This is a genomic window from Salinicoccus halodurans, from assembly GCF_900114445.1.
Lineage (GTDB): Bacteria > Bacillota > Bacilli > Staphylococcales > Salinicoccaceae > Salinicoccus > Salinicoccus halodurans.
In genome coordinates this window covers 448853-472080 of sequence record NZ_FOTB01000001.1, presented here as the reverse complement: position 1 = coordinate 472080, position 23228 = coordinate 448853, and the positions used below count along the sequence as shown (strand labels likewise).

The following is a 23228-nucleotide window of genomic DNA, read 5'->3' as shown; positions in this document are numbered from 1 at the left end:
CTTTAGTTTTTATTGTTTTTATTCTGCTGTATGCGTTTCAGCTTTTTGGGAGTGACATCTTTGCCTTCAGGGTCTATGACTTTGGTGTTTTCCACCTGTTTCCTGAATGACGACCTGAAGTTTTTCAAATATGCTTCCCTAAGGCCTTTCAGCTCTTCCAGCTCCTCAGAGGATATGTTCTCTGATTTTTTCTTTGCTGCAAGTGCATTCAGCCGCTCCAGCTTATGATTTTCCAACATAATGAACCCTCCCGTCCATTCCTCTATAATTTACCATAAAAAAAAGTATGAGACCATCCTCATACTTTCAATCATTTTATAAAACCGATCAATTCGACCAATTGGTCCATCCTGGTATGTTCGGCATACCGTTCATCTGGAACGTCCGTTTCCTCATATGTGTTTTGTTCGTCTTCAAAAGAAACAACCTGAAATTCATCTATATATGCAACATCGGAATGTATGTTCTCTTCATTGTGGGACTGTATCATGAAAATAAGACCGGCAATCAATACGAAAGCGAATACGGTAGAAAGCATCTGAAATTCCTTCAATGTCATGAATATCTCCTCCTGGAACGTGTGTTTGTATCATCATGATAACAGAACAGATGTTCCGGGTCAACATCATTACGAACAAATGTTTGTAACACGTATATTCATATGGTAAAATTGAGTTAATAAAAGCTGGAGGTATAATATGAAGGAGTTAACGGACAGACAAAAGCAAATTTATCAGTACATCAAGAGGACCGTTCAGGAAAAAGGCTATCCGCCAAGTGTTCGGGAAATTGGAAATGCTGTCGGTCTGCAGTCAAGTTCGACTGTACACGGGCACCTCTCCAAACTGCAGGATAAAGGTTATATCAGACGCGATCCGACCAAACCCCGTGCGATTGAAATCGTCATGGAGGAAAACAGCCAGTACGCTCCGGTGATCCAGGTACCGGTACTGGGTAAAGTTACGGCAGGTCTGCCAATTACAGCTGTTGAAAATGTAGATGAGTACTTCCCGCTTCCAGAACATTTCACTGCAAATCATAACAGCGAGATTTTCCTGTTGAATGTTGTCGGCGACAGCATGATCGAGACAGGTATACATGACGGGGACCGGGTGATTGTAAGAAAACAGAACATTGCACACAACGGTGACATCATCGTTGCAATGACTGAAGATGATGAAGCGACAGTTAAAAGATTTTATAAAGAGAACGGCTATTACAGACTGCAGCCGGAAAACCAGACGATGGATCCGATATACCTGGATGCAGTGACAGTACTGGGTAAAGTGGTCGGTCTATTCCGCGAATTTTAATCAGTGAAACAGTAAAGGGCGTATGCATCTGCATACGCCCTTCTATATTGACTATCCGGCAATCCATCCTTTTAATACAGCCGGTGTATCTCTATTTATTTTCCGAGTATTATTTTAACTTGCTCAAGTATGTCTTTTTGTTCACTAATGTCTTTATCCTGTGTTTTACCAATCAATTGCATCCCCTCATTCAATCGTTCAGTTTGGATGGATTTCAGATAGTGAAAAACCTGTCGCGTCCAATTAATAATTTCCCCTTGTAAACATTTATAAACCAGATAAAAAGATTAATTTTATCCTTTTTGGATACCGGTTCACTTTTGTATATAATTTTCAGTGTAATAAGGCACATCTTCTCCGCCATAGGCAGTCCCTGTCCCGAGATGCGTAAAATCAGGACTCAGAACGTTGACTCTATGGTCTGCAGAATTCAACAAGCTGTGATGGGCAAATATTGCTGATGTATGACCCATCGCTATGTTTTCTCCCGCCTTGCGGTATGCCACATCATTTGATTCGATTCGGTCTTTCAATGTACCGCCGTCAGGCGACTCATGTTCAAAGTAATCATTCTGTGCCATGTCGCTGCTGTGTCCAAGTGCGGCATTGGATGCTTCCGAATCATATTTCAATGGTTCCAGGCCATATTCGATGCGCGAAGCATTCACAGCAAGATAATTCAGCCGGGAATTCTCTTCTGCCGGCGGATTGTTATAGAGTGTTTCAATAGAGGTGATCTGTTCTTTATCCAGGACCAGCATGCCATTCACTTTATCCGCTTCATGCAGATCATAGAAGAAATAGACATAGCTGTCTTTAAGATCAAACACTTCGAAGCCTTCTTCGTTTACTCTGAGCCGCTTCAAACCTTTTACGATATATTCTTCCGGCTCCCCGTAGACTTCCCTGACTTTTTCCCGGTCAAGTCCTTCAATATTTATATCGCTGAGGGAAACATCGTCGCTGTTCGTATAACCGCCGGCTACTTTGCCGTCCTGCACCAGTACAAGGCGGAACATTCCAGGTTCATCTTCGACGACAAAATCGCCTTTGTACTCTGAACTCAGAACTTCCTTATCTCCGGCCTCATAATTTTCACCCATACTGATTTCAACTGTCTGCGTCTGTGTGCTGTTCACTTCATGGATGACACTCCTGTCATAGTCGGGGTATACGTGGTTTTCCAGCCACTTTCCGGCATACTGCATATTCAACCCTTCTTTAAAGTCATAGGACTGTATCACTGGAGCGATTAAAATCGCAATGATGTATATCAGAACAAATATGAATGCTTTTTTGATCATGCTGCACCTCCCTGTACAAAAAAAGTAATTAAACCTACGTCTAATTACTTAATGTGCTGTATATTCTGTTTTTCTTTTCTCTTTATAATCCGCAACAATTATTTTGTTTTCCTCGTCGACAATCACTACATTCGGCTGATGGTCTTCAAGTTCCGATTGTTCCAGCTGAACATAACTGATGATGATGACGACATCACCCACCTGCACTTTTCTTGCAGCAGCGCCGTTCAGGCATATTTCACCGGAGTGGCGTTCCCCTTCAATCACATATGTTTCAAGGCGTTCGCCATTGTTGTTGTTGACAATCTGCACTTTTTCATCCGGCAGAATATCTGCCGCTTCCAAAAGTACGGGATCTATAGTAACGCTTCCTACATAATTCAGGTTTGCTTCAGTTACGACGGCACGGTGAATCTTGCCGTTCATCATTGTCCTAATCATTTTTAATCACCAACATATTATCTATTAGTCGCACACTCTCGAACTTTACAGCAATAAATATTATAACATCCGTAGATACTGTTTGAATAGTATTTAAATCCGGGTGGGTGAAAATCTGCAAATCATCGATTTCCCCGGAAGTGTGGTCCATGATATGCATTTCAATCCGTTCTTTAATGCCCTCAACATCGGTTTCCCCGTCCTGTACTAGATCTCTTCCGATTTCCAGTGCCTGATGAATTGCGGGAGCCTCCTCTCGCTCGATATCTGTCAGATTTACATTCCGGCTGCTCTTGGCCAGACCGTCCGTTTCGCGGGCGGTCGGCACACCGATGATCTCCAGATCATGATTGAAGTCGGCGACCATCCTTTTGATGATCATCAGCTGCTGTCGGTCCTTCTCTCCGAAAACTGCAAAATCAGGTTCAATGATATTGAAAAGCTTGTTTACAACAGTTACCACACCTTCAAAATGGCCGGGACGTTTGATACCGTCCAGAATTGAAGACATGCTTGCCAGGTTGAGCAGCAGTTCCGGTTTTTTCGGATACATCTCTTCGACGGAAGGATGAAACACAAAATCCACCCCGTGTTCCTCACAGATCTTCAGATCCCTTTCAAGGTCCCGCGGATAAGTGTCCAGATCTTCATCCGGTCCGAATTGAAGCGGATTGACAAAAAGACTCAGGGCCACAAAATCAGCATGCTTTCCCGCCTCTTCAACCAGAGTCATATGCCCTTCATGAAGGTATCCCATCGTCGGGACGAGTGCGATCTTCTTGTCTCTGTGTGCTTTCAGTATTTCACGGGTTGCTTTTATAGTATCTGCAGTTTTCATCATTTATCAAATACCCTCTTTTTATAAGTTGTAGATTCATCCGGGAACTCGCCGGATCTCACTTCCTGTACATACTGCTCAAGGCCGGATACTCCGATGCTGTTGAAATCCCCGTAAGGTTTCACGAATTTCGGCAGACGGTCGCTTCCATACTGCAGCACATCATGATATACAATTACCTGGCCATCCGTCCCGGCACCGGCACCAATCCCGATTGTGGGAATTGTCAGCGATCCGGTGACTTTCTCTGCCAGATCTGCGGGAATGGCTTCAAGGACAACCATGCATGCACCCGCTTCCTCCACTTTTCTGGCATCTCCCATAAGCTGTTCCGCCTCTTCAATCGACCCTGCCTGCATTTTAAAACCGGTCACTCCGACAGACTGGGGCGTCAGACCAAGATGCGCCACAACAGGTACGCCTGCCTGCACTGAACGCCTGATGATTCCGAGGCAGCCGACACCCTCCATTTTAACCGCGTTTGCTCCTGAGGACTGATACAGTGAAAGTACATTCTCAAGTCCTTTGTCATCACTGGTGTGGTAGGAGCCGAATGGCAGATCCACCACTACATATGTATCCGGCGCACCCCGTCTCACTGCTCTGGTGTGATGGACCATATCCGCCATTGTGACTTGTACAGTGCTCTCATATCCGAGGACTGTCATCCCAAGGGAATCCCCGACCAGTATTGTGTCCAGTCCCGCCTGCTCGCTTTGTTTTGCACTGGGATAATCATATGCAGTAACCATTGTAATTTTTTTATCATCCTGCTTCATTTGGATCAGTTCGTTAGTAGTCTTCATCAGGCTACTCCTTTCACTTGATGTATATTATACTTATTTTAACACATCATAATATGTAGTCATCACTCTTATTTCAAAGGAGAGAAATCAATGGAAATTGCAGTAGTGGGAATGGGCGCAGTAGGCAGCATCATCGCCCGTGAATTGAAAAAGACGGAACACACAGTTACTTTATTCGGCAGAAAGGAGGCAGCCGGTTTCACCATATTGGAAGATGGCGAGAGAATGAATTATCCATACACTATAAAGAATATCAATGCATATGATACCTCTGTTAAATTTGACTTGATATTCATCGCCACCAAAGCCACTGCCTTAAAGGATTTATCAGAAATCATACCGGAGCTTTGTCACAGTGGGACAGAAATCATCCTCTGTCAGAACGGCATGGGATATGATGAGTGGTTTAACGGCAGCATTCCGGCAGTCGTCTATATCAGCGGACAGAAGCATTCAGATATGATTGAACATTTTCAGGATTCGCGGCTGATCGTTGAGAATAAAAACTACACATATCTTGACCCGCTTATCGAAAACATCATAACGACCGAACTTGAAATAATAAAATCCAGTGATTTTGAAAAGCTGAGATATGAGAAGCTGCTGATCAATCTCGGCATCAACACTCTGACCGGTCTGACAGGGAATACGGCTAAAATATTCGATTTGGAAGAGGTTGCGGAGCTTACTGCTAAATTACTGGATGAAGGCATACAAATCGTCAATCAGAGCAGAAAAATCATAGATTCTGATTTCATGGATAAAGCACTCAGCATCTATAACGACTACAACCGTGAAATGGGCACGAGCATGTACTATGATATTACTGCAGCCAAACCGACGGAATTTGAGTTCATTCAGAAGTATCTGCATAACCATAAAGGAGATGTCAGTACACCGGTCCTGGATATATGCACAGTGCTCCTCGGGGCTTACGAATATGAAAGGGACCAGCGATGAGCCTCCATCACTGGTCTTGATCTGACTCCGTATTCTTCATTCTTACTCCTGCCTGGACACCATTGCTGATATGGGGTCATGGATTATTGGATTCCAGGCATCCGGCATTTATCACTTTCGCCTTTTATCTCCTTTTAAAAAAGAGAGATAAAAAAATATTAGTGGTTATAATTACTATTGCAAATATCGCAACCAGGTATACCGTCAGACCTTCCAGCCCCTCCGCCGGTTTAGTGAAGTGCCAGTATAAAGTTGAAACAAACCATACTGTGGCAACAACTGTTGGCAGATAAAAAATGATTTTATTTTTTATAAATTTTCCAACTACTGCCGTGTAGATCAGTGTTATTAGAAAACATGCCAGCATCATTATAAGTATATGAAGCATCCGGCTTTCCCCTCCCCTTTAACCTATACTTCATATTATGACACAATTGCCAGAAATGTAATAGTACACTTTTTTGTAATGAAAATCCCCGGAAAATCAGATACTGATCCAACTTCCCGGGGTCTGCTTCTTTTACTATTCTTCAGTTTCCACAATTACATTTACAATGGATGCATCGTGGTCCACAATACGTAATGGTGCAGTAAATGCTGATTTAAGCGTTCTGCCAATCAGAGGTTCCGGATTGATGTCTTCGTATATCAGCATTGTCGGCTCATCATACTTCTCATGATCCAAAAATGCATGATGTACAAAATAACCGTTTTCCGGTGCTTCATTCAAATTTTCTATGCTTAAAGTATCAATTGCCACAGCCTTCAAATTCGGCAGCCGGGTGCGCAGATACTCCGCCGCTTCCGGTGACACTGCAGGAAAATCATTGGCATACTCCTCAATATCGGTATTTCTGTACTTCCAGTGACCCGTATTGAAAATCAGGAGATCCGCCTCACCGACTTCACTGTTCTCCTCCAGCATCTCCACTGTGACAAACTCATTTTTTCCAAGCGGGACATCCAGCATCAGGGGGTTTTTGTAAATAAAATCTTCAATCGGGATAGCGTCTATTCCCCGGCCGTTGTCCATATGATGCCAAGGGGCATCAACATGGGTGCCTGCATGCAGATAGATATTCAGGACCGATCCATTCCAGTCATCCCCTTTTTCCTTGCGCTCCCGCGGCACGAGGCCCACTTTCGGCAAGGCAGGATGGACAGGCATATCCTCATGTATCGGATAGCCGATTTCAACATAGCGACTCACAATGATTCATCCCCTTTTTTATATTTATCCAGATTATAGCATAGAGGGTACATTTTCCATATTCAACGGCCTCAGTTTTCATCGTCCTCGTATTCCAGAATATCCCCCGGCTGGCAATCCAGTGCCCTGCATATTCCTTCCAACGTTGAAAAGCGTACCGCCTTGGCTTTGCCGTTTTTCAACACAGAAAGATTAGCCATCGTAACCCCGACTTTATCGGAAAGCTCCGTTACACTCATCTTCCTTTTTGCCAGCATCACATCGATATTTATAATTATAGCCATCCGTTACACCTCAGACCGTAAGATCATTTTCTGTTTTTATCCTTATCGCTTCCTGCAGCAGTTTTTCAAGCAGTGCCGCGAAAACTGTGATCACAAGCGGGGCAAATATGAAGGCCATCCCCACGATGATTACTCCCGGGGCATCATCAAGTTCTGCATATATATAAAATAACGGCAGGTTCAATATATACAGTCCCGTAATTATCATGGCATGATATTTTATTCTTTTCAGTGCTCTTACTGATTGATCGGAAAATGCCGTATTCCTGTCTATATATATTAGTAGTTTAAATGCCTGAAACAATGCCATATAAAATGGAATGGCCGCTAAATACATAAAAGTCAGCAGACCGAGCATCAAGATATCCCATCCTTCAATACCATCACTCACATTTCTTACTATCAACGGCATCAATGCGATGCAGATTGCAAGTACAGGCAGACCGATGATAATCAGAGCAAATTTCAAAAATAACGTTGAACTGCGTTTCATGTTTTCACCTCTTATATTTTATATATTGATTATGGATAATATTTTATCGAATATCAATAAATTTTTATTAATTATCAATTTATAAAAGATAAAAAATGCCCCTGGTCATAATCCAGAGGCCAAAGAAAATATATAATTTAAACATTCACACTGGAAAGTCCGCCCACTTTTTTAGCCTGGTGGTTTTCTGGAATTCTCACCTTATCTTTACCAAACAGGTTTTCTCTCAGGGTGTTTGCTTCATATTCAGTCCTGTAGCTTCCGCGTTCCTGCAGCACAGGAACCACAAGTTCAATGAAATCTTCAAAAGTGACAGGGCTTGCAGCCTGGATGATATTGAATCCATCCGCATCCCCTTCATTCGCCATCGCCTCCAGTTCGTCGGCAACCTGTTCAGGGGTTCCGACCACTTTGGTTGCACCAATGCCGAGGCCGTGATGGAGCACCGCTTCCCTTACCGTCCATTTTCTTGTAGTGCTTGCGGCATATTTCTGAAGAAAACCATGAGATGCATTGGTAGCGGCATTTTCAACATACTGTTCCGGATCAAACTGGGAGAAATCAATGCCTGTATGTCCTGAAAGCATTGCCGCTGTCCCCTCGTAGCTGACATAGGATAACAGTTCCTCATATTTCGCCTGTGCTTCCTCTTCTGTCCTTCCGACAATCGGGACGATGCCGGGGAAGATTTTAATGTCATCCTCATTCCTTCCTGCCTTAACCGCTCTTTCCCTGATCTCTTTTGTAAATGCCTTCAGTTCATCCAGGTCACTTGCAAGCGTGGTGAATAAAGCCTCCGCATGCTTTGCAGCGAATGCCTTGCCCTTTTCCGAAGCTCCTGCCTGGAATAATACCGGCGTGCGCTGCGGGGATGGTTCCACCAGATGACTTCCCGGAACACTGAAATACTCCCCTTTATGATTGATCGGATGCACTTTCCCCGGGTTCGTGTATACACCTATTTCTACATTTGCTTCCACAGCACCCTCTTCCCAGCTGTGCTCCCAGAGTTTATAGACTACATCCATATATTCATCTGCCCGGTCATATCTCTTATCATGTTCAATCTGATCTTCAAGTCCCAGGTTCACCGCTTCGCTCTTCAAGTATGATGTCACGATATTCCATGCCACACGGCCCTTTGTCAGATGATCGAGTGTTGAAAAGTCGCGTGCCAGTTTATACGGTTCAGTGTAAGTCGCCGAATACGTAGGCGCAAATCCGATGTTTTCCGTCACGGCAGCCATTGCTGAGATCTGGAGCAGTGTATTATGGAGCGGCACCTGGACAGCATGTTCAATCGCAGCGTCAGGACTGTTTTCATATACATCATAGATACCCAGAACGTCTGCAAGAAACACTGCGTCAAACTTCCCTTTTTCAAGAAGCTTTGCAAGGTCAGTCCAGTAGTCGAGGTCCCCGTGACGGTGTCCCTGATCTTTCGGATGACGCCATAATCCCGGTGAATGCGGAGCAACAGAGTTCAGAGTGAAGCCGTTCAGACGAATTTGTTTTTTCATAAATGATCTCTCCCTGATTTTATTTATTCCTACCAAGACGCCGGAGATTAAAAAATACCTCTTCCGGTAAGGAAGAGGTAAGTTTAAGACTGAACACTCTCCCTTATCTTTCAAGCATCAGCTCGTTGGAATGGGCACCTTTCTACTTAATGGATAAGTGAGGTTGCCGCAGGATCGTGGGACCAAGTTCCTCCCCTGCTCTTGATAAGGAATACTATTGAATTTTTAATGTTAGATGTAATACTATCAGGGTTTGAATATTCTGTCAAATATAAATATTGAGAAAATTAATTTATACTTAAAAACTCTGTTTAAATGGCATTGTCAGTCATTTATAGTTTGATGCTGGTCATCAGAATATATGATGTCACTGGAAAGCGATCATTTCTTTCTCTTTCATCTCCCGGAGTGCTTCCCCGAGAGCATAAACGACGTGTTCGAACACAAGACCGCCCTGTACAAAAACAGTGTAGGGGCTTCTGATCGGACCATCGGCACTGAGTTCCAGCGATGCCCCCTGCACAAATGTTCCTGCAGCCATGATTACCGGATTTTCATACCCGGGAATATCACTCGGTATCGGCAGGAACTGCGAGTTTACCGGAGAAGCCTTTTGAATCATCTGGGTGAAAGTGATCATTTCCTCTTCAGTATTGAAGGATACACTCTGGATCAGGTCTGTCCTTTTCGCAGCAGGGGACGGATCTGTTTTCAATCCGGCTTTTCGCAGCAGGTGGCTGATCAGCACTGCACCGTTCAGGCTTTCTATAACAGTATGCGGGGCAAGGAAAAAGCCCTGATACATATCTGTCAGCACTGTCAGGCTGGCGCCCATTTCCTTGCCGATCCCCGGCACTGTGAGCCTGTAGCTGATTCGTTCGATGAGATCTTTATTCCCCGCGATGTATCCGCCCATTTTGGCGAGTCCCCCGCCGGGGTTTTTTATCAGGCTTCCCGCGATGACATCCGCCCCGGCTTCTATGGGTTCCCTCGTCTCTACAAATTCTCCGTAACAATTATCAACAAATACGATTATACCCGGATGTTTTTCCCTGATTTTTGCAATGATCTCTCCGATTTCATCTATTGTCAGTGATTTTCTCATACTGTAACCGCGTGAACGCTGTATGGCGATCATTTTCGTCTTCCCGGAAATGGAATCCATGATTGCCTCTTCATCAAAACGGTCATCCACGAGCTCGATTGCCTTGTAATGCACCCCTTTTTCTTTCAGGCTGCCGATATCCTTCTCTGTCGTTCCGATGACTTTCTCCAGTGTATCGTAGGGTTCACCGCTGATATAGATGAGTTCATCGCCACGCTCCAGAAGTGACAGCAGTACAAGACTGATGGCATGGGTGCCCGAAATGATCTGGCTCCTTACGATGGCATCTTCACTTTTAAATACCTGCCGGTATATCTCCTCAAGTTTGTCCCTGCCGGTATCATCATATCCATATCCCGTCGTACCGCTAAAATCGCTTTCGGTCACACCTGTTTCATTGAATGCTTTCATCATTTTATTGAAATTGAACCTGCTGATTTTTTTATTTTCTTTCATGATTGGAGCAATTTCCTCCAATGATTCCTCTATCAATCTCTCTGTATGCTGCACGCCTCTATTCCTCATTTCTCTCCATAATTCTCTTGCTCCATGCCCCGTCGGGTTCATGACCTTCAAGTCGGTATACTTCAGCCTCTTCATCGAGAATCTCTTTATCCACGATGGTGTGGCGCTTCAGATCATATAATTTCTGGGGTTCCGATAATGGAATTTCCGCTTTATACGATTCCATATGCTTTTTCATGAATGTTTCCAACAGACCCAGAATATGCTGGCTCTCCATATCTTTATGCACATATTCATGCGCTTCGGGCGGTGTGTAATGCCTCGTGTCATCAATGTCAGTCTTATTGAAAAATATGAGTGACGGAATTTCTTTCATATCCAGCTGTCCGGTCAAATCTTTCACAGTATCGTAATGTGTCTGCAGGTCTTCTGAGCTGTTATCAATCACATGAATCAGAAAATCACTGTCCGCCGCCTCTTCAAGTGTCGATTTGAAACTTTCAATCAGTGTCGTCGGCAGATTCTGGATAAAACCGACCGTATCGGATACTACACACTCAAACCCGGATGGGAGTACCAGCCGTCTCGTTTTCGGATCAAGTGTCGCAAACAGCGCATCCTCCTCCAGAGTATTACTCTGGGCCATCGTATTGAACAATGAAGATTTCCCCGCATTTGTATAGCCGATCAGGGATACTTTGACAACCTGGTTGCGATTACGTTTTTCCCTGTACCGCTCACGATGGGACTCGATAACTTTCAGCTGTTTCCTGATTTCCTTGATCCGCTGATTGATATGGCGTCTGTCCGTCTCAAGCTTTGTCTCCCCCGGTCCTCTTGTACCGATGCCGGCCCCGAGACGCGACAGGTTGATCCCCTGGCCTCTTAACCGTGGCACGAGATATTGGAGCTGGGCAAGTTCGACCTGCAGCTGTCCCGCTTTCGAATGGGCCCTCAAGCTGAATATATCCAGTATGACCTGGGTCCGGTCGATGATTCTTGTATCCATGACGGCTTCAATCGAACGGTTCTGACTAGCTGTAATTTCATCATTCACGATGATATATCCAAGTTCATCGTCCGCATATTGTTCAGCCACCTCATTCAGGAATCCACTGCCGACATAGGCTCTCCGATCCATCGTTGAACGGTTCTGTACATGGACGCCTGAAATTTCCACACCGATGGAACCCGCAAGACTGATGAGCTCATTTATTTCAGCATCTATATTTTTCCTGTCTGGTGTGTTGACCGCTATGATGATTCCTTTATATGTCTCTGTCATAACAGCACCTCCGTTTGTATATTTATATATTGATTACCCTGTTTATCATTTCTCAAAATATTATGTTTAAGTATTTGCAGAGATGTGTAAATAACTAATGTATATATGCCCATGAACAGAAAGGGGCCGTGTAGGATGAAAACACAATTTTACGACCTTGAGGCAAAAGATGATGAAGGCCGCCTCGTCAGAATGTCTGACTTCAAAGGCAAAGTTATTTTAATCGTCAACACTGCAAGTGAGTGCGGATTCAAAAATCAGCTTTCAGACCTCGAAACACTTTATCAGAAATACAAAGATGAAGGATTCGTCATTCTGGCTTTTCCATCTGATAATTTCATGAATCAGGAACCGCTGAGCGCTGCCGAGGCCAAAGAACATTATAACACCGATTACGGTGTTACATTCAGGATAATGGAAAAGACCGATGTCATCGGAAAATCCATACATCCTCTATACAAGTACCTGACCGAGGGCAAAAGCGGTCTGCTCATCAATCGCATCAAATGGAACTATACGAAATTCCTCGTTTCAAGAGAAGGGAAGATTGCTTATAGATACGCACCCCAAAGAGCACCTTCGTCGTTTGAGGAAGATGTCAAAAATCTCTTGCGTGGTCTTGACTGATACATGTAAAAAGCATCCTGTCCCAGTACTGGGACAGGATGCTTGATTCATTACTTCAGGAATGTGCTTATCGCATGCTTGTAGATCAGGTGGTCTTTCCCGCCGGAATGAAGCTGGATTACATACTTGTCAAAATCAATAACCGTACCCCTCAGTTGGAAGCCATTAACCAGAAATACTGTGACTTCCACCCCGGATTCTTTGAAGTTGCTGAGAAACTTGTCCTGCAAATTATCATTTGCCATGATTCTCTCTCTCCTTTGCATGTAGGAATTGATATATATCTTCCATGATTATATCCTTCTGCACCTTGTCCAGATCATACCATTCAACCGGAAGCTGGTTCCTGAAAAATGTCAGTTGGCGTTTGGCATACTGTCTCGTATTCTGTTTAATCTGCCTTTTGACATCCTCGAGCGTTGCACTGCCTTCAAAGTAAGGAATAAACTCCTTATAACCTATTGCAGCAGAGGCAGTTTTTGACGGCGAGTGATGTTCGAATAGATGACGCGCCTCTTCAGGGAGTCCCTGCTCGAACATATGATCCACTCTGTCTTCGATATTTGCGTGTATATTTTTACGTTCACGTGTCAATCCTACTATAAATGTATCATATTTCACGTCATCTGTGTAGCCGGGACCAATTCTGTTGCTGATCCTGTCACTCAGTTCAAACTTCACGAGCATGCGGATGACACGCTGGCGGTTGTTGGGATGGATCTCGCCGGCAACTTTCGGATCTATATTCTTCAGCCTGTCATGCAGTACGTTCGACCCCAACTGTCCAAGCATTTCAGTGAGCTCGCGTTTTTCTTTATCGTCCTCTTCATCAAATTCATAACCGTGGATCAGTGCCCGGATGTAGTGTCCTGTTCCCCCGACAATGAATGGAATCCGGTCGTCCTCATGGATTTCATCAATGATTTCGGTCACATGCTTCTGGAACTCCTGCACCGAGAAAGAGGATTCCGGCTCGATCACGTCAATCATATGGTGCGTGATGCCGCTCTTTTCCTCTTCGCTGATTTTCCCCGTGCCGATATCCATGCCCCTGTATACCTGCATGGAATCACCGCTGATGATTTCCAGATTGAACTTTTTGGCAATTTCAATACTCAAAGCTGTTTTACCGATGGCTGTCGGTCCTACCAGGATCATCACTTTCTTAGAATTAGACATTTCTCATCACCCATTCGAATAATCTGTTGTATACCTGTTCGCGGTTTTTTTCAAAGAGTACTTCATGTCTGCTGTCGTCATAAAGCTGCACTGTCACAGAATCGGTGAACCGAATCAGTGTCCGGGCGAGGGCCCGTATATCTTTGCCTTTACTCGAAAAAGGATCTTCTTTGCCGCCTATCAGAAGAATCGGCACATCAGAAGCCAATGACTTTAAATTGCTCTGTTTCCCGGCTTCCCTTATCTGCTTTACGATTTCATGCAGCGCGCCGTTCGACATCAGAAAACCGCAGTGGGGATCTGCGTTGTAAAGATCCACCACTTTCGGATCCCCGCAGAGCCATCTGTTCTCCTCCGTCCCACTGAAAGCATTGTCATAGCCCAGAAATGCAAGTTTGTTGATGGTCTGTGACTTCTGTCTTTTACTGAGCCGGGAAACGGCAGATAATCCGGATATGGCGACAGAGTCCATCATACTGCCCTTGCTGCCTGTCCCTACAATGATCCCCCCGTCATAAAGCGGTGATTCCAGAAGACGGCGTGCTGCAATCGAGCCCATGGAGTGGCCCAGAATGAATTTTTTCATTGTATCCGGGATAAGTGTCGAAACTGCGATTGCGTCGCTGATCAGCAGATCGAAACTGTCGAAATGACCGAGATTCCTTTCATCCCTGCCATGCCCTCTATGATCATGCATGACCACCATGCAGTCGTTCATCGCAAGCCATGTGTTCATTTCATTGTATCTTTCCATATGTTCCGCCATGCCATGCAGGACCTGGATGGCGCAGATAGGGTTTTCAGGCATGAAAACCTTGACCCGTATACGCCTGTCTTCATTGTCGATATATTGTTCACTGATTCTCATGCCTGTGCTTCCCCCTATTTCATTATTCTGTTGAACATCCGTTCTATTTCATAGGTAGTCATGTGGATGATGACCGGTCTTCCGTGGGGACATGTATACGGAGAATGACATTTCCCGAGTTCATCAAGAAGCGCCTCCATATGCTTTTTATCCAGATAATGATTCGCCTTGATCGACTGCTTGCAGCTCATCATGATCGACATCTCTTCACGGTATTCACTCACTTGGAAATGTTCTTTTTCCGCCACGAAATGAATCAGCTGTTCAATGTCCGCCTCCGGGTTCTTCTCATCGATCCACGACGGATGCCGTGTCACCGAATACTGTTTTATCCCGCTTTTTTCAATTTCAAATCCAAGCTGCTGCAGATCTTTGAGCTTCTCATCAATTGTTATTATATCATCTAACGGGAATTCAAACGTGTATGGGATCAGAAGCGGGACCCCGTCGTCCGCATGCACGTTGATATGATCATAATAGAATTCATATTTTATCCGTTCCTGGGCGGCATGCTGGTCCATCATATACATCCCCGAATCATTTTGAAGGATGATATAGGTGCCGTGCAGCTGGCCCACAATTTCAAGATACGGAAGTTTTTCTTTCATCGTTTTTTCCATGGTTTCCGCCGCTGCTGTTTCCTGCGGGACGGGCGTTTCACTTTCTTGTTTCCGGACAGGACTGTGATCCCAACCTGGTTTTTGAGCCTCTTTTTTCACTGCATTGTATGATGCTTTCTGTTCCGTTTCAAATGTATCCGGCTGCCTTTTGCCGGGTGTTTCTCTTTCTGCATACCGGGGATGTTCCACTGTCCCGGTATACTCCTCACGCACTGTGAAATCCAATGAGGATTGTTCAGCTTTAGGTTTGGGTTCCCTGACGGTTTTCGTTACATCCGGAATCAGCATCTCCCCCTGCAGCGTTTCACGCACTGACTTCTCGAGCAGGGCATTCAGTTCCCTCTCCTTGGAAAAACGCACTTCGATTTTGGAGGGATGAACATTGACATCGACGATTTTAGGATCCATCTCGATATCAATGATGACGATTGGATATTTATCTTTCGCAAGCAGCGTATGGTAGGCGCCGAGGATTGACTGTGACAACTTGAAGTTCCGGATATGCCGCTGGTTTACAGAAAGGTTGATATAGTTTCTGTTGCTGCGGTTCACTTCTGGCCGGATTGCGTAGCCCGTAATTTTAAAATCGGCATCCTCTGCCTCCACCCTGACTGCATGCCTTGCAATATTCAGGCCGTAAATATCACTGATGACTTCTTTTTGATTGCCGTTTCCTTTTGTGGCAATCCTTTCACTGTGGTCGAGCACCAGCCGGAAGCTCACGTGCGGGTATGCGAGCGCCATTCTCTGGATGATATCGATAATCTTGCCGCTCTCCGTCCGCATGGATCTGACATATTTCAGGCGGGCAGGGGTGTTATAGAACAGTTCGCTGATGGAAATATCCGTCCCCTGCCGTTCTTTGCCCGGGCCCTGCTCCTTCAGACTCCCCCCTTCAAAATGAATGGTGACCGCTTCCCCCTCAATATGTTTCGTCTCCACCTTCACTTTGGCTACAGCGCCGATACTTGCCAGCGCCTCACCGCGGAAGCCGAGCGACCGGATCTGAAACAGGTCATAATCATCGTTTATCTTGCTCGTTGCGTGCCTTTGGAACAAGAGGGGAGCATCGGTCTGATGGATGCCGTCCCCGTTATCAACGATCCGGATCAGCTTCATGCCGGATTCTTCGATGAACACCTCGATCTCGTCCGCATTGGCATCCAATGAATTCTCAATCAGCTCTTTGACGACGGAACTCGGTCTCTCAACGACTTCACCTGCAGCTATTTTATTCTGTATCTTTGGATCAAGCACTTTGATCGGAGACATGTCATCACTCGCCTTTTAATCTGTTTTTCATCTCGTTCAATGCCATCAGTGCCTCCATCGGTGTCATGTTGTTGACATCGGTGTCCTTAAGCATCTCCACCACCGGATGGTCATTATAGGATTCACTGTCACCAAGCGCCAGCTCCAGCTGCTGGGATGGTGCTTCCGTACCGTTCTCAAACATATGAAGCAGTTCGTCCGCCCTTTTAGTCACAGTTGCCGGAAGTTCGGCGAGCCTTGCCACATGGATGCCGTAGCTTCTTTCAACCGCACCCGGTTTCACTTTATGGAGGAATACCAATTTACCATCGTATTCCGTCGCTTTGACGTGTACATTTTTTAAGCCGGGAAGCGTCTGCCCCAATCTCGTGATTTCATGGTAGTGTGTGGAGAATAAAGTCTTCGCGCCGATTTTTTCATGTATGAACTCAAGCATCGACTGAGCCAGGGCCATGCCGTCATAAGTAGATGTCCCCCGGCCGATCTCATCAAAGATCAGCAGGCTGTCCTTCGTGGCATTTTTAAGCGCATCGTTCGCTTCCATCATCTCTATCATGAATGTGGATTTGCCACTGGCAAGATCGTCACTCGCACCGATACGTGTGAATATCTGGTCGAATATCGGCAGCCTCGCAGATTTTGCAGGAACGTACATCCCCATCTGCGCCAGTATACTGATGATTGCCGTCTGACGCATGTAAGTACTCTTGCCCGACATATTCGGCCCGGTGATCAGATAGATGAACGTGGAGCCGTCCATATCAAGCGAGTTCGGTACATACGTATTTTCACCAATGACCTTCTCGACCACCGGGTGTCTTCCGTCTTCGATATTGAGTTCATTCTGAGTGAACTCAGGCCTGACCAGACGGTATTCATTTGCAACAGTTGCGAATGAGATCACGCAGTCCAACGTACTGATCAGATCTGCCGTATTCTGCAGTCTTGCAATATACATCTCGATCCGGTTTCTCAGATCGTTGAACAGATTATACTCCAGTATAATACTTTCATCCTGCGCACTTAAAATTTTTGATTCCATTTCTTTCAGTTCAGGAGTGATGAAACGTTCTGCATTTGCCAGTGTCTGCTTACGGTTGTACTCAAAGGCCTCTGCATCAAAATTCACAGCATTTGCCTTGGAAATTTCGATATAATAGCCGAATACTTTATTGAACCCGACTTTCAGGTTTTTAATGCCCGTTCTTTTCCGTTCATCTTCGATATACCCGTTCAGCCATGTCCGGCCGTTGTTGGAAATATAGCGCAGTTCGTCCAATTTCTCATTGTAGCCGTCTTTGAAGATGCCGCCTTCCCGTATCGTCTTCGGAGGGGAATCATGAAGGCTTCCTTCAAGGATTGCATGTACATCACGGAGGGGGTCGAAAGCTGTGAACAAGTTCGATTCAAGCATTCCGGTATCCCGGAGCAGCGATTCCATCTGAGGCAGCACGCTCAGTGAATCTTTCAGCTGTACCAGATCTTTTGCATCGATGTTGCCGAAACTGAGTCTGCCGACCAGCCGTTCGATATCATAGACCGAGTCGAGCAGTGTCCGCATATCCTCGCGTTCCAGAAAATGGCCGAGCAGTGTGCCGACCGCTTCCTGCCGGAGTCTGATCATGCTTTCGTTGAGCAGCGGCCGTTCCACCCATTTCCTGAGTTTGCGTTTGCCCATCGGGGTGCCGGTCTCGTTCAAATACCAGAACAGCGACCCTTTCGTCTTCTTCGTCTGGAGACTCTCCAAAAGCTCCAGATTGGAAATCGCAGCATAGTTCAGCTGCATCGTCTCTTTGATCTTATGCTTCTCCACTGTCCTGAAGTGCTTCAGATCACGCATGTTCGCCGCGCGGATGTAGGATACAAGCAGGCTCAGCGTTCCTTTTTCATCCTCTGTAATATCGTCACTGCAGTCAAGCGCATGGATTTCATCACTTGCATACGGTGTATTGAACGGCGGATCCTGGTATAGCTCATCCAAGATTCCGGCGATGCTCTCTTCGACAACGATTTCACTCGGACGGATCCTGTCGATTTCACTTTTCAGTATAGTGAGATCCCCCGTCGTAAATGCATGGATTTCACCGGTCGAGATATCGGAATAGGCGGTGCTGTACATACCTTTATTCTCCTGAAGGGCGAGGATGTAGTTGCTTTTCCCGTCATCCATGCCGAAATCATCAATCAATGTGCCCGGAGTGATGATGCGCACCACTTCCCGCTTCACCATGCCTTTGACCTGTTTCGGATCCTCCATCTGTTCACAGATGGCCACCTTATATCCCTGCCCAATCAGTCTTTCTATATATCCTTTTGCAGAATGATAGGGCACACCGCACATCGGGATGGGATCTTTCTTTTTATCTCTTGAAGTCAGAGTGATTTCAAGAACTTTACTTGCTGTAATCGCATCATCATAGAAAAGTTCATAAAAATCGCCCAGTCTGTATAATAATAAAACATCAGGATGCTCATCTTTTATACTTAAATACTGCTGCATCATCGGTGTTACTTTCTGCATATCAACACTTCCATTGTTCTAATTGTATATCTCTGATTATATCACGGCCGCCTTTGATTGTTGAAGCGGTCGAGAACACCTTTTCGCTCTAATTGCCTCAGCATCACCCATGATACCAGAGCGCCGATCAGGGAGCTTGCGATAAAGGCCGGTGCAAGCACATAAAAAAATCCGGCGTCGAGACCCAGAACCATGATGAGCGGCAGTGTTGCGATGGATCCGAACACTCCGGTACCTATGACCTCCCCGATCGCCCCCATCGAAAGTTTTTTGAATTTCCTGTAGAGAAGCCATGCCAGAAGCGCCCCGATCATGCTGCCCGGATATGCAAACGGTGAACCTGTACCGAGCAGAATCCGTATGGTTGAGGACAAAAAGGCCTGCACAATACCCCAGGGGCCGGTAAACACAACACTCATGACATTTATCAGATGCTGCATGGGTGCCGCTCTGACGGGTCCCAGAGGGATGATGATGAACATGCTTAATACGACGTTCAAGGCAGTGAATACGGCTGTCAGCGTCAGTTTCCTTGTCATAAATATCCTCCATTTTAGAAAAAAACTGTACATCCTGGAGGATGTACAGTTTCCCATTGATTATTCAATTTTACGTTCTTCTAGTTACCCTGGTTCGGCCTGTTCCTCATCGCCGCACCTGTCTCACCCTGAAGCAGATCGCCGCCGGTTGACGTGATGATGTCATTCGTCACAGTCTGGCTGATTGCGTGGGATACCATCTGCAGCAGTTCATTGACCTGTCCCTGTGATTCCTTGAACTGGCTGACGATTGGCATCTCATCCAGTTCCGCTTCGATCTTTTTGATTTTTTCCTCTGTCAGATTGTAGGCGCGTTCCTTGCCGTAGTTCTGGAAGTTGACCGCCTGCTTCTGAAGGCTCTTCAGACTCGCCATCTTTTCACGGACATCCTTGTTCTCGTGGATCTTGGCCTCCGCTTTTTTGAAGAATTCGACCTGTTCAGTCTCCCCCATCATCTTCCCGAGCTGTTTTGCCTCATTTACGATTTCATCTTTGCTATACATCCTGCTTCCACCTTTATATCATATTACAGCGTTCAGTGTTTTATATATGAAACACGGGCACGTGCATTTATAGAATTTATAAAATCTCCTATAAGTATATCTGTTTTCCAGACATATTTCAAAGCCATTTGACCAAAATGACTATCTTGCATCCGTGCTCGCAAATGGTGCGGCTGTCTGGCCGAGCTGGATGGCTGTATAAATGCATGCGGCAGTCAAGAGGATGAGGAAGACATCCGACAGTGAAAATGAAGTTTTATGGTAGTACGTCCTCGGACCATCATCAAAACCTTTTGCCTCCATTGCGATTCCAAGCCGGTATGCGCGCCTTATGCTCTGGCTGAGCAGCGTAATGACTGCCGTCCTGAACCCTTTCAAGCCCGACACATATTTTTTATCGATAAGTGCCCTTCTGACTTTCCTGGCCTGTCTCAATGCCATATACTCAGATGCGATGATCGGTACCATCCGCACCGCAGCCATGAACGAATAGGCATATTTCGGCTTCAGTTTCAGCTGCTGCATCAGGCTGTAGAATACATCTGTAATCCGGGTTGTAAAGATGACGGTTGCCCCGAAGAATGACAGAACCAGGCCGCGCATCATGATATGGATGCCGCGCACGAAACTTTCCTCCGTAATGTGGATGATTCCGAGCCTGTACAGTGTCGTCGTTCCTTCACCGTAGAATATCATGTAAAGGCTCGAAATGAAGCCGATCAGCAGGATGAAACAAAGCAATGCCGCCAAATACCTGAATTTCACCCCGGATAAAACAATCATCGCAAGCATCATGATGATGGAAAGATGAAACAGATAGTTTGGATTATGGATGAAAACGACTGTGATGAAAAGGATGACCGCCATGAATATCTTGGTGATCGGATTGGAACGATCGGCAAAAGTCTCATATTTCTTAATGGACCCGAACATCAGTCATTCCCTCCTTTTCCTTTAATATTCCACCATCCAGCAGCAGCCGCCTTGACGGATACCGTTTTTTGATCTCTTCATCATGGGTGATCATGACGATCGTTGTGCCGGACTTTGTCATTCCGTCGAATATTTCAAGCAGCCTGAACGCATGTTTCTGATCAAGGCCGAAAGTCGGTTCATCCAGCATGATGATTTCCGGCACGCCGCCAAAAGCGGTGGCTACACTCAGACGGCGCTTCTGTCCGGTCGATATTTCAAGAGGATGCAGATGCGACACATGGGACAGCCCCATTCTTTCCAGTATCTTTCCTGTCTGCCGCATCGCCTCTGTCTTGTCAAAGTGCATTTCAAGATTGATGAATACTTCATCAAAAACTTTGTTGGTGATAAACTGCAGCTCGGGATTTTGGAACACGGGATATACATCCCCTGCAATCTGCTTTGTCTTCCTGATTTTCTTTCCGCGGTAATAAACATCACCGGCCGATGGAATGAGTTTCATCAGCGCCAGCAGCAGACTGGTCTTGCCTGTGCCGTTGGCACCTTCGATGGTCACCCATTCACCTTTTCTTATTTTCAGGTCTTCCACTTTCAGGATGTCGTCTTTACCCCGCCGGATGTTCATACCTTCCGCCTTCAGCAGGTTTTCCTCTGAAGTTTCAGTTCTTTCAAATACCGGAGCCGCGTCCCATGAACGGGGGTGCCAGACGCCAAATCCTTCAAGTAGATCCAGATGATCCGTGAGTATATCTTCGGGCGTCCCGTCGCCGGCGATGCCGCCTGAAGCATCCATGAGAATCACCCTGTCGACCTTATCCCATATATAATCCACCCTGTGTTCGACGATTACGACGGTGCGGTCTTTCCATATGCTTTCGACCGTATCCCATACCTGCCTGGCAGAGCCATCATCCAGCATGCTTGCCGGCTCATCGAGGTACAGCGTATCGGAACCCTGCAGCAGAGCGGATGCGATCGCAAGCTTCTGCTTCATGCCCCCGGACAGTGACTGGATGCCTGTCTCAAGGGACACATCGAGACCGACGGCCTTCAGGACATCCGGGAACCGGCGCTCCATTTCTGCTTTTTCCACGCCTTTATTCTCCAGTACAAAACCGAGCTCTTCACCGACTGTCGGCATCGTAAACTGTGAATCCGGGTCCTGGAAAACGTATGCCCCGTCATCCGATATTTTCAGAGTTTCGGCTTTCATGGGAACATCGATAACTTCCGGAATCAGACCGCCCATGATATTGAGCAGCGTACTTTTACCCGAACCGCTCGGACCGAGCAGCAGAACTTTTTCACCTTCCTGTATCCTGATGTCAAGCCCGGCAAACAGGCGCTCCTCTTCTTCCGGAAAACGGAGCCTCAGATCTTTAATATTTATGACCATGACCTATAATTCCCCGCTGTGGTTCGCTTCGCGGCTGCCCACAAGTTTGAGCACCCCGGTCTCTTTTAATCCTCTATACAGCAGATGTGCCAGCCAGCCGGCGATCAGTGCACCACTCAATACCCTGAAGCCGACCATCAGCACAAGATTCCACGTTTCCAAGTGACCGAGATAACCGTAGTACCAGTCAAGCGGCAGCGTGGACAATGCTGCTGCCACGCCCGCCAGCACTGCAACCATCAATGCGGTGCTTTTATATCTTACAATTGCAAACACGATTTCACATGCTAATCCCTGAATGAGGCCGTACAGCATGAGCATGACATCGAACTGCAACAAGACAATCGTCTCTCCGGAAGCGGCCGCAAATTCTGCAATGATTGCGACCCCCGGTTTTCTGATGATGAGATAGGCAACGACCGCTGCGATGAACCACATACCGTATACCAGTTCATTCAGATGTAATCCAAACGGCTGAAGTGCTGTGTACACTCCGCCCCAAATTGAATAGATAATTGAAAATACCAGTGCGATTACCACTGTAATCAGCACATCCGTAAGTGTTAACCCTTTCCTCGCCGCCAAATAAAAAACCTCCAATAATATTTTTCAAACAAAAAACACACCACTAGCGGAGTGGTGTGCATATTGAAAAATATGCCACTTCCCTACGCTAGTATGATCTAGATCAGGTAGTAAGGGTAAATCTCAGTCCACGGATGGACACCCCTAGTGGTAATGTC

General features: G+C 45.9%; 25 protein-coding genes and 2 riboswitches. Of the genes, 3 read left to right on the top strand and 22 right to left on the bottom strand.

Annotated features, from left to right (window positions below; all coding sequences use genetic code 11):
- Window positions 1-2: 2 nt before the first annotated feature.
- Together BM271_RS02305 and BM271_RS02300 are read right to left on the bottom strand one after the other, a co-directional pair.
- Entirely contained in the window at window positions 3-239 is a 237-nt protein-coding gene (locus BM271_RS02305) for a DUF896 domain-containing protein (protein WP_046790028.1), read from the bottom strand.
- Window positions 240-310: 71 nt separating this feature from the next.
- Complete coding sequence (locus BM271_RS02300) at window positions 311-559, bottom strand: hypothetical protein (RefSeq protein ID WP_046790027.1); 249 nt, start codon at window positions 557-559, stop codon at window positions 311-313.
- Between the two features lie 139 nt (window positions 560-698).
- On the opposite strand from BM271_RS02300, the gene lexA reads away from it, so the two are divergent.
- Complete coding sequence (gene lexA / locus BM271_RS02295) at window positions 699-1313, top strand: transcriptional repressor LexA (protein ID WP_046790026.1); 615 nt, start codon at window positions 699-701, stop codon at window positions 1311-1313.
- Window positions 1314-1627: 314 nt separating this feature from the next.
- Here the strand turns inward: lexA and BM271_RS02290 are convergent, their stop codons facing one another.
- The 4 genes from BM271_RS02290 to panB are packed head-to-tail and all read right to left on the bottom strand — an operon-like array spanning window position 1628 to window position 4702.
- Entirely contained in the window at window positions 1628-2617 is a 990-nt protein-coding gene (locus tag BM271_RS02290; RefSeq protein WP_046790025.1) for a CAP domain-containing protein, read from the bottom strand.
- A 48-nt stretch (window positions 2618-2665) separates the two neighbouring features.
- On the bottom strand, window positions 2666-3058 hold the full coding sequence (panD, locus tag BM271_RS02285) for an aspartate 1-decarboxylase (protein ID WP_046790024.1): 393 nt from the start codon (window positions 3056-3058) through the stop codon (window positions 2666-2668).
- Window positions 3051-3896 (bottom strand): pantoate--beta-alanine ligase, encoded by an 846-nt coding sequence (gene panC / locus BM271_RS02280; RefSeq protein WP_420806924.1) that lies wholly within the window; start codon window positions 3894-3896, stop codon window positions 3051-3053. The genes panD and panC overlap by 8 nt, the downstream gene beginning before the upstream one ends.
- Window positions 3896-4702 (bottom strand): 3-methyl-2-oxobutanoate hydroxymethyltransferase, encoded by an 807-nt coding sequence (gene panB, locus BM271_RS02275; RefSeq protein WP_046790022.1) that lies wholly within the window; start codon window positions 4700-4702, stop codon window positions 3896-3898. Before panB ends, panC begins: the two co-directional genes overlap by 1 nt.
- 90 nt (window positions 4703-4792) lie before the next feature.
- Here panB and BM271_RS02270 point away from each other — a divergent pair, with 90 nt between their 5' ends.
- Window positions 4793-5662: a 2-dehydropantoate 2-reductase N-terminal domain-containing protein gene (locus BM271_RS02270; RefSeq protein WP_046790021.1), complete on the top strand. Its 870-nt coding sequence runs from the start codon at window positions 4793-4795 to the stop codon at window positions 5660-5662.
- Between the two features lie 523 nt (window positions 5663-6185).
- Here the strand turns inward: BM271_RS02270 and BM271_RS02260 are convergent.
- The 6 genes from BM271_RS02260 to hflX form a co-directional block, all read right to left on the bottom strand.
- A complete protein-coding gene (locus BM271_RS02260; RefSeq protein WP_046790019.1) occupies window positions 6186-6872 on the bottom strand; it encodes a cyclase family protein in 687 nt (228 codons plus the stop codon).
- A gap of 71 nt (window positions 6873-6943) precedes the next feature.
- Window positions 6944-7156 carry a helix-turn-helix domain-containing protein gene (locus BM271_RS02255; RefSeq protein WP_046790018.1) on the bottom strand — a complete coding sequence of 71 codons (213 nt, stop codon included), beginning with the start codon at window positions 7154-7156 and terminating at the stop codon, window positions 6944-6946.
- 10 nt (window positions 7157-7166) lie between these two features.
- Complete coding sequence (locus tag BM271_RS02250) at window positions 7167-7649, bottom strand: DUF2975 domain-containing protein (RefSeq protein ID WP_046790017.1); 483 nt, start codon at window positions 7647-7649, stop codon at window positions 7167-7169.
- Between the two features lie 137 nt (window positions 7650-7786).
- The gene (locus tag BM271_RS02245) at window positions 7787-9169 is read right to left on the bottom strand and encodes an LLM class flavin-dependent oxidoreductase (protein ID WP_046790016.1); all 1383 of its coding nucleotides are present in this window, start codon (window positions 9167-9169) and stop codon (window positions 7787-7789) included.
- A 100-nt stretch (window positions 9170-9269) separates the two neighbouring features.
- Window positions 9270-9380, bottom strand: a riboswitch (SAM riboswitch).
- Between the two features lie 156 nt (window positions 9381-9536).
- Window positions 9537-10784, bottom strand: coding sequence for a methionine gamma-lyase family protein (locus BM271_RS02240; protein ID WP_420806923.1), 1248 nt, complete (start codon window positions 10782-10784; stop codon window positions 9537-9539).
- A 4-nt stretch (window positions 10785-10788) separates the two neighbouring features.
- Window positions 10789-12024 (bottom strand): GTPase HflX, encoded by a 1236-nt coding sequence (gene hflX, locus BM271_RS02235; protein WP_046790014.1) that lies wholly within the window; start codon window positions 12022-12024, stop codon window positions 10789-10791.
- 135 nt (window positions 12025-12159) lie between these two features.
- Here hflX and BM271_RS02230 point away from each other — a divergent pair, with 135 nt between their 5' ends.
- Window positions 12160-12651, top strand: coding sequence for a glutathione peroxidase (locus BM271_RS02230; protein ID WP_046790013.1), 492 nt, complete (start codon window positions 12160-12162; stop codon window positions 12649-12651).
- A 50-nt stretch (window positions 12652-12701) separates the two neighbouring features.
- On the opposite strand, the gene hfq is transcribed toward BM271_RS02230, so the two are convergent.
- The 10 genes from hfq to BM271_RS02180 form a co-directional block, all read right to left on the bottom strand.
- Window positions 12702-12899: an RNA chaperone Hfq gene (gene hfq, locus BM271_RS02225; protein ID WP_046791467.1), complete on the bottom strand. Its 198-nt coding sequence runs from the start codon at window positions 12897-12899 to the stop codon at window positions 12702-12704.
- Complete coding sequence (gene miaA, locus BM271_RS02220; RefSeq protein WP_046790012.1) at window positions 12886-13830, bottom strand: tRNA (adenosine(37)-N6)-dimethylallyltransferase MiaA; 945 nt, start codon at window positions 13828-13830, stop codon at window positions 12886-12888. Before miaA ends, hfq begins: the two co-directional genes overlap by 14 nt.
- Window positions 13823-14698, bottom strand: coding sequence for an alpha/beta fold hydrolase (locus tag BM271_RS02215; protein ID WP_046790011.1), 876 nt, complete (start codon window positions 14696-14698; stop codon window positions 13823-13825). The genes miaA and BM271_RS02215 overlap by 8 nt, the downstream gene beginning before the upstream one ends.
- Before the next feature lie 14 nt (window positions 14699-14712).
- Window positions 14713-16590, bottom strand: a complete 1878-nt coding sequence (gene mutL / locus BM271_RS02210; protein WP_046790010.1) for a DNA mismatch repair endonuclease MutL — start codon at window positions 16588-16590, stop codon at window positions 14713-14715.
- A gap of 4 nt (window positions 16591-16594) precedes the next feature.
- A complete protein-coding gene (mutS, locus tag BM271_RS02205; protein ID WP_046790009.1) occupies window positions 16595-19111 on the bottom strand; it encodes a DNA mismatch repair protein MutS in 2517 nt (838 codons plus the stop codon).
- 41 nt (window positions 19112-19152) lie between these two features.
- Window positions 19153-19650, bottom strand: coding sequence for an energy coupling factor transporter S component ThiW (thiW, locus tag BM271_RS02200; RefSeq protein WP_046790008.1), 498 nt, complete (start codon window positions 19648-19650; stop codon window positions 19153-19155).
- A gap of 80 nt (window positions 19651-19730) precedes the next feature.
- Window positions 19731-20153 carry a YlbF/YmcA family competence regulator gene (locus tag BM271_RS02195; RefSeq protein WP_046790007.1) on the bottom strand — a complete coding sequence of 141 codons (423 nt, stop codon included), beginning with the start codon at window positions 20151-20153 and terminating at the stop codon, window positions 19731-19733.
- A gap of 141 nt (window positions 20154-20294) precedes the next feature.
- Window positions 20295-21086 (bottom strand): energy-coupling factor transporter transmembrane component T family protein, encoded by a 792-nt coding sequence (locus tag BM271_RS02190; protein WP_046790006.1) that lies wholly within the window; start codon window positions 21084-21086, stop codon window positions 20295-20297.
- Complete coding sequence (locus tag BM271_RS02185; protein ID WP_046790005.1) at window positions 21070-22485, bottom strand: ABC transporter ATP-binding protein; 1416 nt, start codon at window positions 22483-22485, stop codon at window positions 21070-21072. Before BM271_RS02185 ends, BM271_RS02190 begins: the two co-directional genes overlap by 17 nt.
- Before the next feature lie 3 nt (window positions 22486-22488).
- A complete protein-coding gene (locus tag BM271_RS02180) occupies window positions 22489-23070 on the bottom strand; it encodes an ECF transporter S component (protein WP_046790004.1) in 582 nt (193 codons plus the stop codon).
- Window positions 23071-23133: 63 nt separating this feature from the next.
- Window positions 23134-23226: riboswitch (TPP riboswitch) on the bottom strand.
- Between the last annotated feature and the right edge of the window lie 2 nt (window positions 23227-23228).

Excerpts from the sequence above, each read along its gene's own strand:
- BM271_RS02300 (WP_046790027.1), bottom strand. The coding sequence starts at position 559 with ATGACATTGAAGGAATTTCAGATGCTTTCTACCGTATTCGCTTTCGTA.
- BM271_RS02290 (WP_046790025.1), bottom strand. The coding sequence starts at position 2,617 with ATGATCAAAAAAGCATTCATATTTGTTCTGATATACATCATTGCGATT.
- miaA (WP_046790012.1), bottom strand. The coding sequence starts at position 13,830 with ATGTCTAATTCTAAGAAAGTGATGATCCTGGTAGGACCGACAGCCATC.
- BM271_RS02185 (WP_046790005.1), bottom strand. The coding sequence starts at position 22,485 with ATGGTCATAAATATTAAAGATCTGAGGCTCCGTTTTCCGGAAGAAGAG.
- mutL (WP_046790010.1), bottom strand. The coding sequence starts at position 16,590 with ATGTCTCCGATCAAAGTGCTTGATCCAAAGATACAGAATAAAATAGCT.
- BM271_RS02230 (WP_046790013.1), top strand. The coding sequence starts at position 12,160 with ATGAAAACACAATTTTACGACCTTGAGGCAAAAGATGATGAAGGCCGC.
- BM271_RS02245 (WP_046790016.1), bottom strand. The coding sequence starts at position 9,169 with ATGAAAAAACAAATTCGTCTGAACGGCTTCACTCTGAACTCTGTTGCT.
- BM271_RS02255 (WP_046790018.1), bottom strand. The coding sequence starts at position 7,156 with ATGGCTATAATTATAAATATCGATGTGATGCTGGCAAAAAGGAAGATG.
- thiW (WP_046790008.1), bottom strand. The coding sequence starts at position 19,650 with ATGACAAGGAAACTGACGCTGACAGCCGTATTCACTGCCTTGAACGTC.
- BM271_RS02190 (WP_046790006.1), bottom strand. The coding sequence starts at position 21,086 with ATGTTCGGGTCCATTAAGAAATATGAGACTTTTGCCGATCGTTCCAAT.
- lexA (WP_046790026.1), top strand. The coding sequence starts at position 699 with ATGAAGGAGTTAACGGACAGACAAAAGCAAATTTATCAGTACATCAAG.
- BM271_RS02270 (WP_046790021.1), top strand. The coding sequence starts at position 4,793 with ATGGAAATTGCAGTAGTGGGAATGGGCGCAGTAGGCAGCATCATCGCC.
- BM271_RS02215 (WP_046790011.1), bottom strand. The coding sequence starts at position 14,698 with ATGAGAATCAGTGAACAATATATCGACAATGAAGACAGGCGTATACGG.
- panD (WP_046790024.1), bottom strand. The coding sequence starts at position 3,058 with ATGATTAGGACAATGATGAACGGCAAGATTCACCGTGCCGTCGTAACT.
- BM271_RS02195 (WP_046790007.1), bottom strand. The coding sequence starts at position 20,153 with ATGTATAGCAAAGATGAAATCGTAAATGAGGCAAAACAGCTCGGGAAG.
- hflX (WP_046790014.1), bottom strand. The coding sequence starts at position 12,024 with ATGACAGAGACATATAAAGGAATCATCATAGCGGTCAACACACCAGAC.
- mutS (WP_046790009.1), bottom strand. The coding sequence starts at position 19,111 with ATGCAGAAAGTAACACCGATGATGCAGCAGTATTTAAGTATAAAAGAT.
- BM271_RS02305 (WP_046790028.1), bottom strand. The coding sequence starts at position 239 with ATGTTGGAAAATCATAAGCTGGAGCGGCTGAATGCACTTGCAGCAAAG.
- panB (WP_046790022.1), bottom strand. The coding sequence starts at position 4,702 with ATGAAGACTACTAACGAACTGATCCAAATGAAGCAGGATGATAAAAAA.
- panC (WP_420806924.1), bottom strand. The coding sequence starts at position 3,896 with ATGAAAACTGCAGATACTATAAAAGCAACCCGTGAAATACTGAAAGCA.
- BM271_RS02250 (WP_046790017.1), bottom strand. The coding sequence starts at position 7,649 with ATGAAACGCAGTTCAACGTTATTTTTGAAATTTGCTCTGATTATCATC.